Source organism: Variovorax sp. GW821-FHT10D07 (assembly GCF_059415325.1).
In genome coordinates this window covers 1-15316 of the sequence record NZ_JBWKMZ010000027.1, presented here as the reverse complement: position 1 = coordinate 15316, position 15316 = coordinate 1, and the positions used below count along the sequence as shown (strand labels likewise).

At 69.6% G+C, this 15316-nt stretch carries 15 protein-coding genes; 3 read left to right on the top strand and 12 right to left on the bottom strand.

Translation table 11 applies throughout. The features are described from left to right. The first annotated feature begins 5 nt into the window (after positions 1-5). Complete coding sequence (locus tag AC07PU_RS40815; RefSeq protein ID WP_495323499.1) at positions 6-1745, top strand: IlvD/Edd family dehydratase; 1740 nt, start codon at positions 6-8, stop codon at positions 1743-1745. Between the two features lie 16 nt (positions 1746-1761). Then, positions 1762-2679: a dihydrodipicolinate synthase family protein gene (locus AC07PU_RS40810; RefSeq protein WP_395348788.1), complete on the top strand. Its 918-nt coding sequence runs from the start codon at positions 1762-1764 to the stop codon at positions 2677-2679. 22 nt (positions 2680-2701) lie between these two features. Here AC07PU_RS40810 and AC07PU_RS40805 read toward each other — a convergent pair whose 3' ends face one another. Further along, positions 2702-2950 carry a DUF3297 family protein gene (locus AC07PU_RS40805; protein WP_093353653.1) on the bottom strand — a complete coding sequence of 83 codons (249 nt, stop codon included), beginning with the start codon at positions 2948-2950 and terminating at the stop codon, positions 2702-2704. A gap of 86 nt (positions 2951-3036) precedes the next feature. Here AC07PU_RS40805 and AC07PU_RS40800 point away from each other — a divergent pair, with 86 nt between their 5' ends. Further along, positions 3037-3945 carry a LysR family transcriptional regulator gene (locus AC07PU_RS40800; protein ID WP_057594602.1) on the top strand — a complete coding sequence of 303 codons (909 nt, stop codon included), beginning with the start codon at positions 3037-3039 and terminating at the stop codon, positions 3943-3945. On the opposite strand, the gene AC07PU_RS40795 is transcribed toward AC07PU_RS40800, so the two are convergent. From AC07PU_RS40795 to AC07PU_RS40745, 11 genes are all read right to left on the bottom strand, one after another. Beyond that, positions 3926-5116: an ABC transporter substrate-binding protein gene (locus AC07PU_RS40795; RefSeq protein ID WP_495323498.1), complete on the bottom strand. Its 1191-nt coding sequence runs from the start codon at positions 5114-5116 to the stop codon at positions 3926-3928. The two genes, AC07PU_RS40800 and AC07PU_RS40795, sit on opposite strands and share 20 nt — an antisense overlap. Before the next feature lie 56 nt (positions 5117-5172). Continuing rightward, a complete protein-coding gene (locus AC07PU_RS40790; protein ID WP_093353658.1) occupies positions 5173-5880 on the bottom strand; it encodes an ABC transporter ATP-binding protein in 708 nt (235 codons plus the stop codon). After that, the gene (locus AC07PU_RS40785) at positions 5867-6631 is read right to left on the bottom strand and encodes an ABC transporter ATP-binding protein (RefSeq protein ID WP_296791202.1); all 765 of its coding nucleotides are present in this window, start codon (positions 6629-6631) and stop codon (positions 5867-5869) included. The genes AC07PU_RS40790 and AC07PU_RS40785 overlap by 14 nt, the downstream gene beginning before the upstream one ends. Further along, positions 6624-7625: a branched-chain amino acid ABC transporter permease gene (locus tag AC07PU_RS40780; protein ID WP_093353663.1), complete on the bottom strand. Its 1002-nt coding sequence runs from the start codon at positions 7623-7625 to the stop codon at positions 6624-6626. Before AC07PU_RS40780 ends, AC07PU_RS40785 begins: the two co-directional genes overlap by 8 nt. Beyond that, complete coding sequence (locus AC07PU_RS40775; protein ID WP_093353666.1) at positions 7625-8491, bottom strand: branched-chain amino acid ABC transporter permease; 867 nt, start codon at positions 8489-8491, stop codon at positions 7625-7627. The genes AC07PU_RS40780 and AC07PU_RS40775 overlap by 1 nt, the downstream gene beginning before the upstream one ends. 248 nt (positions 8492-8739) lie before the next feature. After that, positions 8740-9645 (bottom strand): NAD(P)-dependent oxidoreductase, encoded by a 906-nt coding sequence (locus tag AC07PU_RS40770; RefSeq protein ID WP_490877136.1) that lies wholly within the window; start codon positions 9643-9645, stop codon positions 8740-8742. Between the two features lie 18 nt (positions 9646-9663). Beyond that, on the bottom strand, positions 9664-11112 hold the full coding sequence (locus tag AC07PU_RS40765; protein ID WP_495323497.1) for an aldehyde dehydrogenase family protein: 1449 nt from the start codon (positions 11110-11112) through the stop codon (positions 9664-9666). Between the two features lie 97 nt (positions 11113-11209). After that, positions 11210-12616 carry an amidase gene (locus AC07PU_RS40760; RefSeq protein WP_495323496.1) on the bottom strand — a complete coding sequence of 469 codons (1407 nt, stop codon included), beginning with the start codon at positions 12614-12616 and terminating at the stop codon, positions 11210-11212. Positions 12617-12620: 4 nt separating this feature from the next. After that, a complete protein-coding gene (locus AC07PU_RS40755) occupies positions 12621-14114 on the bottom strand; it encodes an ABC transporter substrate-binding protein (protein ID WP_495323495.1) in 1494 nt (497 codons plus the stop codon). Between the two features lie 36 nt (positions 14115-14150). After that, complete coding sequence (locus tag AC07PU_RS40750) at positions 14151-14966, bottom strand: ATP-binding cassette domain-containing protein (protein ID WP_495323494.1); 816 nt, start codon at positions 14964-14966, stop codon at positions 14151-14153. After that, a partial coding sequence (locus tag AC07PU_RS40745; RefSeq protein WP_409976596.1) for an oligopeptide/dipeptide ABC transporter ATP-binding protein occupies positions 14963-15316 on the bottom strand: 354 nt, incomplete at its 5' end. The genes AC07PU_RS40750 and AC07PU_RS40745, both read right to left, overlap by 4 nt.

Genomic DNA, 15316 nt, shown 5'->3' with positions numbered 1-15316 from the left:
TCCCCATGACCCCCAAGAAATTGCGCTCCGCCGAATGGTTCGGCACGGCCGACAAGAACGGCTTCATGTACCGCAGCTGGATGAAGAACCAGGGCATCCCCGATCACGAGTTCGACGGCCGGCCGATCGTCGGCATCTGCAACACCTGGTCGGAACTCACGCCCTGCAACGCCCACTTCCGCAAGATCGCCGAGCACGTCAAGCGCGGCATCTCGGAGGCCGGCGGCTTCCCGGTCGAGTTCCCGGTGTTCTCCAACGGCGAATCGAACCTGCGGCCCACCGCCATGCTCACGCGCAACCTCGCGAGCATGGACGTCGAGGAAGCCATCCGCGGCAACCCGGTCGATGCCGTGGTGCTGCTGACCGGCTGCGACAAGACCACGCCCGCGCTGCTGATGGGCGCCGCGAGCTGCGACATCCCGGCCATCGTGGTCACGGGCGGGCCGATGCTCAACGGCAAGCTCGACGGCCGCAACATCGGCTCGGGCACGGCCGTGTGGCAGCTGCACGAATCGCTCAAGGCCGGCGAGATCGACCTGCACCAGTTCCTCTCGGCCGAAGGCGGCATGTCGCGCTCGGCCGGCACCTGCAACACCATGGGCACGGCCTCCACCATGGCCTGCATGGCAGAAGCGCTCGGTACCTCGCTGCCGCACAACGCGGCCATTCCCGCGGTCGACGCGCGGCGCTACGTGCTGGCGCAGATGTCGGGCATGCGCGCGGTCGAGATGGCGAAGGAGGGCCTGACGCTCTCGAAGGTGCTCACGCGCGAGGCCTTCGAGAATGCCATCCGCGTCAATGCGGCCATCGGTGGCTCGACCAATGCCGTGATCCACCTGAAGGCGATCGCGGGGCGCATCGGCGTCGAACTCGAGCTCGAGGACTGGACCCGCATCGGCAGCCACACGCCGACCATCGTCGACCTGATGCCCTCGGGCCGCTTCCTGATGGAGGAGTTCTATTACGCGGGCGGCCTGCCCGCGGTGCTGCGCCGGCTCGGCGAGAACGGCCTGCTGCCGCACCCGGGCGCGCTCACCGTCAACGGCCGCTCGCTGTGGGACAACGTGCGCGACGCGCCCAGCCTCGACGACGAGGTGATCCGTCCGCTCGACAAGCCGCTGATCGCCGACGGCGGCATCCGCATCCTGCGCGGCAACCTCTCGCCGCGCGGCGCCGTGCTCAAGCCCTCGGCGGCCACGCCCGAGCTGCTCAAGCACCGCGGCCGCGCGGTGGTGTTCGAGAACCTCGAGCACTACAAGGAGCGCATCGTCGACGAATCGCTCGAGGTCGACGCCAGCTCCGTCCTCGTGCTGAAGAACTGCGGTCCCAAGGGCTACCCCGGCATGGCCGAGGTCGGCAACATGGGCCTGCCGCCCAAGCTGCTGCGCCAGGGCATCAAGGACATGGTGCGCATCTCCGACGCGCGCATGAGCGGCACCGCCTACGGCACCGTGGTGCTGCACGTCGCGCCCGAGGCGGCCGACGGCGGCCCGCTGGCGGCGGTGCGCGACGGCGACTGGATCGAGCTCGACTGCGATGCCGGCCGGCTGCACCTGGACATCGGCGACGAGGAACTGGCCGCGCGGCTGGCCGCGCTCGGGCCCTCCGACGCGCAGCCCATGAGCACGCGCGGCGGCGGCTACCAGAAGCTCTACGTGAACCACGTGCTGCAGGCCGACGAGGGCTGCGACTTCGATTTCCTGGTCGGCTGCCGCGGCGCGGCCGTGCCGCGTCATTCCCATTGAAAGCCCGAGCCATTCCATGACCCCCCGATACCGCGGCATCTTCCCGGTGGTGCCCACCACCTTCGACGAACAGGGCGCGCTCGACCTCGAGAGTCAGAAGCGCTGCGTCGACTTCATGATCGACGCCGGCTCCGACGGCCTGTGCATCCTGGCCAACTTCTCCGAGCAGTTCGTGCTGTCGGACGAGGAGCGCGAGGTGCTCACGCGCACCGTGCTCGAGCACGTGAAGGGCCGCGTGCCGGTGATCGTGACCACCACCCACTACAGCACCCGGGTGTGCGCCGAGCGCAGCCGGCGCGCGCAGGACATGGGCGCCGCGATGCTGATGGTGATGCCGCCGTATCACGGCGCCACCTTCCGCGTGCCCGAGGAGCAGATCTTCGCGTTCTATGCGCGGCTGTCGGACGCCGTGGGCATTCCGATCATGGTGCAGGACGCGCCGGCCAGCGGCACCGTGCTGTCGGCACCGTTCCTCGCGCGCATGGCGCGCGAGATCGAGCACCTGGCCTATTTCAAGATCGAGACCGCGGGCGCGGCCGCCAAGCTGCGCGAGCTGATCCGCCTGGGCGGCGACGCGGTCGAGGGACCGTGGGATGGCGAGGAGGCGATCACGCTGATGCCCGACCTCGATGCCGGCGCCACCGGCTCGATGACCGGCGGCGGCTATCCCGACGGCCTGCGCCCGATCCTGGTGGCGCACCGCGAGGGCCGGCGCGAGGAGGCCTTCGCGCGCTACCAGCAGTGGCTGCCGCTGATCAACTACGAGAACCGCCAGGCCGGCCTTTTGGCCTGCAAGGCGCTGATGAAGGAGGGCGGCGTCATCGCCTGCGAGGCGCCGCGGCATCCGCTGCCGGCGCTGCATCCCGAGACGCGCGCGGGACTGATCGAGACCGCGCGGCGGCTCGATCCGCTGGTGTTGCGCTGGGGGCGCTGAAGGACTGTCCCCTCGGCGAGGGTCAGCGGTAGTAGACCTCGACCGCGCCCTTGAGCTTGAGCAGCAGCGGATGGCCCTTGCGGTCCACCGTCTTGCCGGCCGGCACCTTGATCCAGCCTTCGCTGATGCAGTACTCCTCGACGTCGAGGCGTTCCTTGCCGTTGAAGCGGATGCCGATCTCGTGCTCGAAGGCCGTGGGCAGGTGGAAGGGGCTGCGTGCGTCGGTCGAGAGGCGGTCGGGCAGGGGCGGGCGTTCGGTGGCGTCGGTCATGGCAAGGATTGTCGGTCGAAGGGGCCGGCCGCGGCAGTGGGCGCGCGGCGGCGTGCAATGATAGTGGCCGACCGACCCCCGCCCCCATGAGACCCGACCTGGATTCCCTTGCGCTGTTCCTGCGCGCCGTCGAATGCGGCAGCCTCTCGAAGGCCGCCGCCGAGAGCCACATGGTGCTGTCGGCCGCGAGCCGCCGCATCGCGATGCTCGAGAGCCAGTTCGGCGTGACCCTGTTCCAGCGCAGCTCGCGCGGCGTGACCGTGACCGGCGCCGGCGAATCGCTCGCGGTGCATGCGCGGCTGATCCTGCGCGACGTCGACCGCATGCGCGCCGACCTGTCCGACTACGCGCAGGGCGCCACCGGCCGCGTGCGGCTGCAGGCCAATGCCTCGGCCATGGGGCAGTTCCTGCCCGACGACGTGGCGAGCTTCCGGCGTGCCTATCCCGAGATCCGCGTCGACGTGGAGGAGCACCGCAGCGTGTGGATCGTGCAGGCCATCCGCGAGCGCCAGGCCGACGTCGGCGTGATCACCGGCGAGACCTCGGACGCCAGCCTCAACTTCATCCCCTACCGCATGGACCGGCTGGTGGCCGTGGTGCACCGGCGGCATCCGCACCGCGGCCGCGAGGTCTCGTTCGAGCAGCTGCTCGATTTCGACTTCGTCGGCCTCGAGAGCGACTCCGCGATCGCGCGCACCATCGAGGACGCCGCCGCGCTGGCGCGCAAGGTGCTGCGGCTGCGCGTGCAGGTCAAGAGCTTCGAGGCCGTGTGCCGGATGATCGAGGCCGGCATGGGCGTGGGCATCCTGCCCGAGGGCGCGGCCGCCACCTACCGCAAGGAGATGGGGCTGCGCTTTTTGAACCTCACCGACGCCTGGGCCTCGCGCCGCATGTACATCTGCACGCGGCAGGAGACGCTGGGCTTTCCGCAGCGCCGGCTGGTGGACCACCTGCTGGCGCGCAGCGTCGCGCCCGTCACTTCATCAGGTCGCTGAGGTTCACCGGCTTGATCTTGCCGCCTTCCACCGTGGCCACCAGCGGGTCGACGATGGTGCCGCCCACGCTGTCCACGCCCTTGAAGCTGCCGGCATTGATCTTCTCGGGCAGTGCCTTGAGCGCATCGCCGAGCTTGGCGCGGATCGCCGCCGCGTCGCTGGTGGTGCCCGCGAGCTTCATCGCGGCGGCCAGCGCGTGCACCAGCGTGTAGTTGTAGGAAGACTCGGTGGTCGCGTCCTTGTCGGCGCCGTAGGCCTTGCGGTAGGCCTCGGCGAAGCTCTTCGGGCCCACGCGCTCGTCGTAGGACACCGGCAGCACGCCGATCGAGCCCTCGAGCGCGCCGAGGCCGCCCGTGACCTTGGCCATCTCGTCGAACTTGGCCTGGTCCATCACCAGGAAGCCGCCCTTGAAGCCGAGCTCGCGCGCCTGCTTGGCCACCAGCGCGGTGGGCTCCGAGGGGCCGCCGACGAACAGCACGTCGGGCTTCTCGGCCAGCACGCGGCTCACGCCGCTGTAGAAGTCGGCCGAGCGGTTGTAGGACATGGGGTTGTTCGATGCGATGGTGCCGCCGGCCTTCTCCCAGGCCGGGCCGAACAGCTGGCTCCAGTTCTTCGCGTACTCGTGGTCGCCCGGCAGCATGCCGACGCGCTTGCCGAACTTGTTCATCTCGTAGCGCGTGAAGGGCTCGATGTAGGAGTTGAAGGTCGGCGGGATGCGGATGGTCAGCTTGTTGCCGGTCTCGGTGATCTTCGGCGTGCTCGAGTACGCCATCACGATGAACTTCTCCTGCTCGTTGAAGGCCTGCATCGCGTAGATGCCGCCCGAGTGCGGCACGAACACCGCCGGCGACTGGTGCTGCTGCACCAGCCGGCGCGCGTTGATGGCGGCATCGGCCGGCGAGTACTTGTCGTCGAGCGCGACCAGTTCGAACTTGTACTTCTTGCCGCCGACCTCGAGGCCCGCGGCATTCACTTCCTTGATCGCCATCTCCATGCCGTTGACCACGTTCTTGCCGTAGAGCGCGGCGCCGCCGCTCAGGGGGCCGGTGAAGCCGATCTTCACCGTGTCCTGCGCGAAGGCGGTGCCGGCACCGAAGGCGGCGGCCAGCGCGGCGGCCACGGGCAGCGCGGCGAGGCGGCGGCGGGTGCGAAGGGGCGTGGTGGATGTCATGGCGTTGTCTCCTGTAGTTGGGGGGCGAGGAAAAAAGCGGGGGACCAGCGCGCGGCTCAGGCGCCGATGTAGGCGGCGCGCACCGCCTCGTTGTGCAGCAGCGATTCGCGGTCGCCCTCGAGCGCGATGCGGCCGCGCTCGATGACGTAGGCGCGGTGCGCGATGGCCAGCGCCGAGTAGGCGTTCTGCTCGGCCAGCAGCACCGTGGTGCCCTGCTGGTTGATGCGCTGGATCACCTCGAACACCTGCTTCACGATCAGCGGTGCCAGGCCCAGCGAGGGCTCGTCGAGCAGCAGCACCTTGGGCCGACCGAGCATCGCGCGGCCGATCGCCACCATCTGCTGCTGGCCGCCCGAGAGCGAGCCCGCGGGATCGTTCTGCTTGGCCGCGAGGATCGGGAACAGCGAGAACACCTCGTCGAGCGAGCGCTGGATGCCGGCCTTGTCGCCGCGGTGCACGTAGGCGCCCAGCGTGAGGTTCTTGCGCACCGTCATCATCGGGAACAGCTTGCGGCCCTCGGGGCAGTGCACCAGGCCCGAGGCCACGATCTGCGCCGGGCGCTGGCCCGTGATGTCGCCGTCGCCCAGGCGGATGCGGCCTGCGCTCGGGCGGCGGATGCCGCTGGCGGCCATGAAGATCGAGGTCTTGCCCGCGCCGTTGGCGCCCAGCAGCACCACCAGCTCGCCCGGGTCGGCATGCAGGCTCACGCCGCTGAGCGCGCGGAAGCTGCCGTAGTGGAGGTCGACGCCCTCAAACCGCAGCATGGTCGGTCCCCAGGTAGGCCTCGATCACCTGCGGATCGCGGCGGATCTCGGCGGGCGTGCCCTCGGCGATCTTGGCGCCGTTGTTGAGCACGACGATCTTGTCGGCCAGCTGCATGATCATGTCCATCTTGTGCTCGATCAGGCACACGGTCTTGCCGTGCGCCACCAGCTTGCGGATCAGCGCCGCCAGGCCCACGGTCTCCTCGGGGTTCACGCCACCCGCGGGTTCGTCGAGCAGGAGCAGCTGCGGGTCGGTCGCCAGCGCGAGCGCGAAGGCCACGCGCTTGCGCTCCTCCTGCGTGATGTCGGCCGCGATGCGGTTGGCGATGTGCGAGAGGCCCACGAAATCCAGCGCCTCCTGCGCCTTGTCGCGGCACAGCTTCTCTTCCTCGCGCAGGCGGCGGCTGCCGATCAGCACGTCCCACAGGCCCGAGTGCGTGCGCAGCCGGTGGCCCACGATCAGGTTGTCGAGCACGGTGGCGTTGTCGAACAGGTGCGTGGTCTGGAAGGTGCGCGCGATGCCCAGCCGCGCCACGTGGTCGGGGCGCATGCCCGTGACCTCGCGGCCCTCGAAGGCGATGCGGCCCGCGCTCGGCTTGTGCGTGCCCGCCACCAGGTTGAAGAAGGTGGTCTTGCCGGCGCCGTTGGGGCCGATGATGGCGCTGATCTGGCCGCGCTCGAAGCGCGTGCTCACGCTGTCGACCGCGGTCAGGCCGAAGAACTGCTTGGTGAGGCCCTCGATCTCAAGCATGGCGCTGCACCTCCTGCACGGTGGCGGCGGAGGCCGCGGCCCGCCGCGCATCGGCACGGCGCGCGCGGCGCTTGAGCCAGGTGCCGACGATGCCGTCGGGCAGGAAGATGATCAGCGCGATCAGCACCGGGCCGAACACCACCATGCGGTAGTCCTGCAGGAACTGCAGGCTCTGCGTGAGGCCGGTGACGAGGAAGGTGCCCACCAGCGGGCCGAGCAAGGTGCCGATGCCGCCCACCAGCACGAACATCACGAGATCGAAGGTCACGGCCTCGCTCGCGAGGTCGGGGCCGAGGAAGCGCACCTGGCCCGCGTAGAGCGCGCCCGCGAAGCCGGCATAGATCACCGACAGCACGAACGACAGCGTCTTGGTGCGCATCAGGTCGGTGCCCAGCGCCTCGGCCAGCTCGTCGCTGTTGCGCACCGCCATGAAGCTGCGCCCCAGCAGCGAGCGCACGATGCGCGCCATGACCCAGATGCCCAGCGCGAGGAAGGCCAGCACCAGGTAGTACTGCGACAGCGGCGTGCCGAACTGCAGCGGCCCGATGCCCGTGGGCGAGGGGATGCCCATGATGCCCACCGGACCGTGCGTGAGGCTCTCCCACTTCTCGATCAGCAGGAACATGATGTAGCTCACGCACAGCGTGAAGATCGAGAAGTAGTGGCCCTTCAGCCGCAGCGACAGGATGCCGATGAAGAAGCCCAGCACGCCTGTCACCACGCCCGCGAGCGCGAATGCGATCCAGAACGGCACCTGGTGGTCGACCGTGAGGATGCCCACCGTGTAGGCGCCCACGGCCATGAAGGCGCCGTGCGCGAGGTTGAACTGGCCCGTGTAGCCGGTGATCAGGTTTAGGCCCAGCGCGGCGATGGCCATGATGAAGGCCTGCGTCGCCACCGAGATCAGGTAGTTGTTGGGCGCGAACAGCGGAAAGGCCAGCGCGATCAGCGCGAGCACGGCCCAGCCGGCCTTGCCTTGCAGCAGCGATCCCATCAGCGCGCTCCCTTCGGCGTGAACAGGCCCTGCGGGCGCAGCGACAGGATCACCACCAGCAGCACGAAGGCGATGATGTCCTTGTAGTCGGTCGAGAAGTAGAAGCCGCCGAAGCTCTCGGCCATGCCGATGATCAAGCCCCCGACGATGGCGCCCGGGAAGCTGCCCATGCCGCCGAGGATGATGATCACGAAGGCCTTGGTGATCACCAGGTTGCCCATGCTCGGGTAGACCAGGTTGATCGGCGCATAGAGCACCGCGGCCACCGCCGCCAGCGCGCCCGAGATCGCGAACACCAGGAGCGTGACGCGCGTGGCGTCGATGCCCACCAGCGCCGCGCCATCGCGGTTCTGCGCCATCGCGATGATGGTCGAGCCCAGCACCGTGTGGTTGAGGAACAGGTGCAGCAGCACCATCAGCCCGAAGGCGCCCGCGATGATCAACAGGCGCTGCAGCGGCGCCGTGAGCCCGAACACCTCGACGATCTGGCCGTAGGGCGTGGGCATGCGGTGGAAGTCGGCGCCGAAGATGGCCTGCGCGCCGGCCTCGATGAACAGCAGGATGCCGATGGCGGCGATCATGTCGTGCAGCTCGGGCGCGTTGCGCAGCGGATGGAACACCAGCCGCTCGGCCAGCATCGCGATCACCGCGACCACCACCGCCGCGCCCGCCATCGCGATCCAGTAGTTGAGGCCCAGCCGGGCCATCAGGTAGTAGCCCGCGAAGGCCCCGGCCATGTAGAAGGCGCCGTGCGCGAAGTTCGGCACGTGCAGGATGCCGTAGACCAGCGTGAGGCCCAGGGCCACCAGGCTGTAGACGCCGCCCACGGTCAGGCCGTTGAGCAGTTGCTGAAAGAACAGTTCCACGTCGATCCTCGCAGTTGCCGCAACGGCATTCACCCGCGCACCGGCTCTGGAGGTCGGTGTCGTCGGGGTCCAGCGGGGGATTGTGGAAGCGCGGTGTGGCCGCGTCGACTGAGGTTTGCCCGAACTTGCCTTGTCGCTTCAGCGACTTCGAAAAACGGGTATGGGGTTGCGCGGGGCCCGGCGGTCATGCGGGCGTCGCGCGGATCTGCGCAGGAAACGCCCGCGCGGGGGCGTTTCCGCGCGGGTGCTCAGCGCTTGAGCGCCTCGACCAGGTCCAGCACCATGCGGTCGCCGCCGAAGGTGTCGACGCCGCGCGTGAGCAGCGCGTCGACCGCCTGGGCGATGCCGTGCGCGGACGCGGACTGCTCGGCCATGTCGTTGTAGTAGCCCAGGTCCTTCTTGGCGTTGGCCATCGAGAACTTGAGCGAATCGGTGCTGCCGGTCAGGAGCTTGGGCTTGACGCGCTCGAGCGCGACGCCGTTGCCGCCGCCCTTGGCGAGCACGTCGACGAACACCTCGGGCTTGACGCCCGCGCGCTCGGCGCAGGCCGCGGCCTCGCACAGCAGCGCCACGGTGCCCAGCGAGACGAAGTTGTGCAGCAGCTTCATCGCATGGCCGGCGCCGATGCCGCCCACGTGCGTGACGTTCTCGGCGAAGGCACGCAGCAGCGGCAGGCAGGAGGCCAGCACCTCGGCGTCGCCGCCCACCAGCAGGTTGAGCCGGCCTTCGGCCGCTTCCTTCGCGGTGCGGGTCATCGGCGCGTCGAGGAAATGGCCACCCTTGGTCTCGACGGCGCGCGCCACGCGCGAGGTGGATTCGGGCACGGCGGTCGAGCAGTCGACCACCACGGTGCCGGGACGCAGGGCGGAGAGCGCGCCCTTCTCGCCGAGCATCACGGCCTCGACCTGCGGCGTGCCGGTCACGCAGAGGATCAGCACGTCGACCTCGGCCGCGAGCTTCGCCACGTCGGGCGTGGAGGTCGCGCCGGCCGCGAGCAGGGCGTCGATCGGCTGGTTGCCCGGGTGCTCGAGCACCGTGAGCGCATGGCCGTGGCCCACGATGTTCTGCGCGATGCCGCTGCCCATCAGGCCCACGCCCACGAGGCCCACGCGGCGCTTGGGAGCGGCCGCCTTCTCTTGTTCGTTCAATGCCATGGTTTGGTTCCGCCTTGCTTATCCGTGCTTGATCGCGATGGTCTTGAGGGTGGTGAAGCCGAGCAGGGCCTCGAAGCCCTTCTCGCGGCCGAAGCCCGAGGACTTCACGCCGCCGAAGGGCAGTTCCACGCCGCCGGCCGCGCCGTAATTGTTGATGAAGACCTGGCCGCAGTGCATCTTGTGCGCCATGCGCAGCTGGCGCGCGCCGTCGCGCGTCCAGATGCCGGCCACCAGGCCGAAGTCGGTGCCGTTGGCCAGGCGCACGGCCTCGGCCTCGTCGGCGAAGGGCGTGAGCGCCAGCACCGGGCCGAAGATCTCGCGCTGCGCGATGTCGCTGTCGCCGGGCACGTCGCGGAACAGCACGGCCTCCTGGTAGAAGCCCTGGGCCGAGGCATTGGGCGCCACGCTGCCGCGCGCGGCCACCTTCAGGCCCTGGGCCTCGGCGGTGGCGACCATGTCGCGCACCTGGCGGAACTGCTTCTCGTTGATCAGCGGGCCCATGTCGAGGTCGTCGGCCGGCGGGCCGGCGCGCACGGCCGAGAAGCGCTTCGCGAGCCGCTGCACCACCTCTTCGTAGATCGACTGCTCGACCAGCACCCGGCTGCCGGCCGAGCAGGTCTGGCCGGCGTTCTGGATGATGGCGTTGACCAGCACCGGCTCGGCCGCGTCGAGGTCGGCGTCGGCGAACACGATCTGCGGCGACTTGCCGCCCAGTTCCAGGGTCACGGGGCAGTGGCGCTCGGCGGCCGCCAGGCCCACGCTGCGGCCGGTGACGGTGGAGCCGGTGAAGGAGATGTGGTCGATGCCCGGGTGCGCGCACAGCGCCGCGCCGGCTTCCTTGCCGTAGCCCGTGACCACGTTGAGCGTGCCGGCCGGAAAGCCGACCTCGGCCGCCAGCTCGGCCAGGCGCAGCAGCGAGAGGCTCGCGTCCTCGGCCGGCTTGACCACGCAGGCATTGCCCGCGGCCAGCGCGGCGCCCACGCTGCGGCCCGCGATCTGCATCGGGTAGTTCCAGGGAATGATGTGGCCGGTCACGCCGTGCGGCACGCGCACGGTGAGCACGGTGTAGCCGCGTTCGTAGGGCAGGGTGTCGCCGTGCAGCTTGTCGCAGGCGCCGGCGTAGTACTCCATGTAGCGCGCGAGCGCGGTGGCGTCGTTGCGCGCCACGCGCAGCGCCTTGCCGGTGTCGCGCGCCTCGAGCTGGGCCAGTTCCTCGTGGTGGGCGAGCACGGCCGCACCGAGCTTGGCCAGCAGCCGGCCGCGCTCGAGCGCGCTCAGCGCGCCCCAGGGGCCGTCGAAGTTGTCGCCGACCGCGCGGCGCGCGGCCTTCACGGCGGCATCGATGTCGCCCGCGGTGCCGCGCGCGAGCTGGCCGAAGCGCTCGCCGTCGCTGGGGTCGATCACGTCGATGGTGGCGTTGCCTTCCGAGGGCACGCGCCGGCCGTCGATGAAGTGGGTGGGGTTCATGGGGGTGTCTCCTTGCGGGCGGCGCCGGCGGGGCGCCGCGAAAAATCGGGGGCGGTGCGCGAGAGGCTCGCGCGCCGCCCAGTGTCGGACAAGCGCTTCAGCCGAGTTCGGGCCAGGGCTTCTGCGGCTCGCGGATCTGCTCGAAGGCGCGGCTGAACTGCAGCACGCCGAGGTCGTCGAAACGCCGGCCGATGATCTGCAGGCCGATCGGCAGGCCCTCGGCGGAGTAGCCGCAGTTGATCGAGGCCGCCGGCTGTTCCGACATGTTGTAGGGCACGGTGAAGCCGATGTGCTCGAGCGAGCGCAGCGGGTCGTTGGTGGGCGAGGCATGCTCCGCGGGCGCGGGCATGTTGGGCGACACCGGCGAGAGCACGAAGTCGAAGCCCACCGTGGCCGCCACCGCCGCGGCGCGCGTGGCGATGAACTGGCTGTAGGCCTCGTAGATGTGCTCGCCCGAGAACTCGGCCGCGCTCTCGGCCCAGGTCAGGATGTAGGGCAGCATCTTCGCGCGCTGCTCGGCGCTCATCGTGCGCAGGTCGCTCAGCGAGCGCATGCGCCAGAAGTGGTCCATGCCCTGCAGCATCTTCGGCGTCATGAAGGGCTGCATCGGCTCGACGTGCGCGCCCGCGTCCTCGATGCGCTTCGCGGCGCGGCGTACCGCCTCGGCGATCTGCGGATCGAGCGGCAGGCCGCAGCCCGCCTCCATCAGCAGGCCCACGCGCTTGCCCTTGATGAAATCGGGCTCGACCGCGAAGGCGGCCCAGTCGATCGCGCCGGGCGGCAGCTCGGAATAGTCGCGCGCGTCGGGCTGGGCCATCGAGGCCATCATCAGCGCCGAGTCTTCCACGGTGCGCGTCATCGGGCCGGCGCAGCGGCCCATGTAGGGCGTGCTCAGCGGGATGCGGCCGAAGCTGGGCTTGAGCGAGTAGATGCCGCACCAGCTCGCGGGCAGGCGCAGCGAGCCGCCGATGTCGGTGCCCACGTGCAGCGGGCCGTAGCCGGCCGCGGCGGCCGAGCCGGCGCCGGCGCTGGAGCCGCCGGGCGTGCGCGACAGGTCCCAGGGATTGCGCGACAGATGGTGGAAGGTCGACAGGCCCGAGGACAGCATGCCCACGTCGGGCATGGTGGTCTTGGCCACGAGCACCGTGCCGTCCTCCTTGAGGCGCGCGGCGGGCGGCGAGTCCTGCGCCATCGGCACCAGCGGATAGGCCGCGGTGCCCAGCGGCATCGGGTCGCCCGCGGTCGCGAGGTTGTCCTTGATGGTCACGGGCACGCCGTCGAGCGCGCCGCGCTGCGTGCCGGCGAGCCAGCGCGCCTCGGAGGCGCGCGCCTGCTCGAGCGCGAGCTCGGGGCGGAACAGCCAGGTGGCGCAGAGCCTGGGCTCGAGCGACTCGATGCGCGCATTGACCGAGCGCGCCACCTCGACCGGCGAGAGTTCGCGGCGCGCGTAGGCGGCACCGAGCTCGGCCGCGCCGAGGTCGTACAGGTTCTTCGTCGTCGTCATCGCATCAGCTCCACGAGATGGCCGCGAGGTCGTTCACCACGATCGGCATGCTGGGCCACAGGCCCTTGACTTCCTTGCGCGCGATGGTCGGAAACACGGCCTGGTAGAGGAAGCCGTTGACCGCGTCGGTCGCGAGCATCTTCTGCGCGTCTCCCAGCAGGTCGGCGCGGCGCTTCTTGTTCTCCTCGTTCTGGATCGCGACGTAGAGGTCGCGGAACTTCTTCGAGTCGTAGCCCCAGTAGTAGTCGGGCTCGGTGTACTTCACGAGGTCGAAGGGCTCGACGTGCGCGACCATCGTGAGGTCGAAGTCGTGCGCGCCGCCGAAGGTGCCGCTGAGCCACTGGGCCCATTCCACGTTCTGGATCTTCACGTTGATGCCGATCTGCGCGAGCTGCGCGGCGATCACCTCGCCGCCCTGGCGCGCATACGACGGCGGCGGCAGCTGCAGGCGCAGCTCGAGCGGCGTCTTCACGCCGGCCTCGGCCAGGAGCTTCTTCGCCTTCTCGACGTCGAAGGGATTCATCGCGGTGGTGTCGACGAAGCCCGGCGCGCCCAGCGCGTAGTGGCTGCCGATGGGCTTGCCGAAGCCGTCGGCCGCGCCCTGCACGATCGCGTTGCGGTCGATCGCCGCCAGGATCGCGCGGCGCACGCGCACGTCGTCGAGCGGCTTCTTGCGGTTGTTGATGGTGAGGATCACCTTGCCGCGCGTGCCGACCTCGATCACCTGGAAGCGGTTGTTGCCCTTGAACTGGCTCACCGAGCGCGTGCCCGCGCGCGGGAAGATGTCGATGTCGCCCGACAGCAGCGCGGCGGTCTGGGCCGCGGTGTCCGACATGAAGCGGAACACGAAGCGCTCGATCCTGGCCTGCGCCGGATCGCGGTAGGTGGTGGACTTGACCAGCGTGCACGAGGCGCCGCGCTGCCAGCCGCCGAGCTTGTAGGGGCCGGTGCCCACGGGCTGCGTGGCATTGGTGTCGGCGCTCTTGGGCTCGACCAGGCAGGCGGTGGACTGGCCCAGCATGAAGGGCAGGTCGGGATTGGGCAGCGTGCTGTTCACGCCCACCGTGTGCTCGTCGAGCACCACGGTGCCGATCTCGCTGAAGAAGCGCTTGTCCTTGTTGGTGCTCTTGGCGTTGCCCGCGCGGTCGAAGGAGAACTTCACCACCGAGGCGTTGAAGGGCTCGCCGTTCTGGAACTTGACGCCGCGCTTGAGCTTGAAGACGAAGGTCTTCATGTCGGGCGAGGAGGTCCAGCTCTCGGCCAGCATCGGCGTGACCGAGCCGTCGGCGTTGACCTTGGTCAGCGTCTCGAAGATGTTGTACTGCGTGATCTCGGCGATGGCAGAGGCCGCGCCCGTGGTCGGGTCCAGGCCCGGCGGTTCGAGCGGCATGCCGATGGTCAGCGTGTTCTTGCCGGCCTGCGCGCGCGCCTGCGGCAGGAAGACGCCCGGGATGGCCGCGGCCATGGCGGACGTCATGAGGGTGCGACGCTTCAACATACTTCGATAGCTCCTGGAAAAGACAACAGAAAAAAATCAGTGGGCCGGTGCCTGCAGCACCGCGCCGAGCAGCGTGCGCGTGTAGGGATGCTGCGCGTTCGCGAAGAGCTCCTGCGGCGTCCCGCGCTCGACGATCTGCCCCTTGAAGACCACGCACACCTCGTCGCACAGGTGGTTGACGACGGCGAGGTCATGGCTGATGAGCAGGTAGCTGATGCCGAACTGCTGTTGCAGGTCCTGCATGAGGTTGAGCACCTGGGCCTGCACGGAGACGTCCAGGGCGCTCACGGGCTCGTCGGCGACGATGAGCTTGGGGCGGGTGATGAGGGCGCGTGCGATCGCGATGCGCTGGCGCTGGCCGCCCGAGAACTCGTGCGGGTACTTGTCGAGGTCGGTGGGGCGCAGGCCCACGGCGGCGAGGGATTCGGCGGCGCGCTCGCGCTGCTCCTTCTTCGAGACCTGGGCCAGCGCTTCGAGCGGCTCGGCCACGATGCGCGCGACGGTCTGGCGTGGGTCGAGCGAGCCGTAGGGGTCCTGGAACACCATCTGGAAGTCGCGACGGGCGGTGCGCAGTTCGTCCTTGCTCAAGGAGTGCAACTCGCGCCCTTCGAGCTTCACGCTGCCCGAGGTGGGCTTGTCCAGGGCCATCACGAGGCGTGCGATGGTCGACTTGCCCGAACCCGATTCCCCCACGATTCCCACGCTGCGCCCAGCGTGTACCTCGAAGCTCACGCCATTGAGCGCCTTGACCGTGGGCGGCGGGCCTAGCAGCTTCTCGCGCGGCAGCGCGTAGTGGCGAACGAGGTCGGTGACCTGCAGCAGCGGTGTGTTGTTGGTGGTGGTCGTGCTCATGCCACGGCCTCCGCTTCGATCTCGTCGAGTCGGATGCATCGCACCGCATGGTCGTCAGGCAGCATCACCGCAGGCGGTCGCGTCGACTGGCAGGCATCGACCGTGTAGCTGCAGCGCCCCGCGAAGGGACAACCCGGAGGCAGGTCCACCAGCTCGGGCACGCTGCCGCGAATCGTCGCCAGCCGCTGCCCCTTCGGCGCCCCGATCACCGGCCGCGCCGCGAACAGCCCCTTGGTATACGGATGCGCGCGGTTCGCGAAGAGGGCCCGCGTGGGCCCGCTCTCCACCACGCTGCCGCCATACATCACGAGCATGCGCTGCACGCTGTTGGCGATCACGCCCAGGTCGTG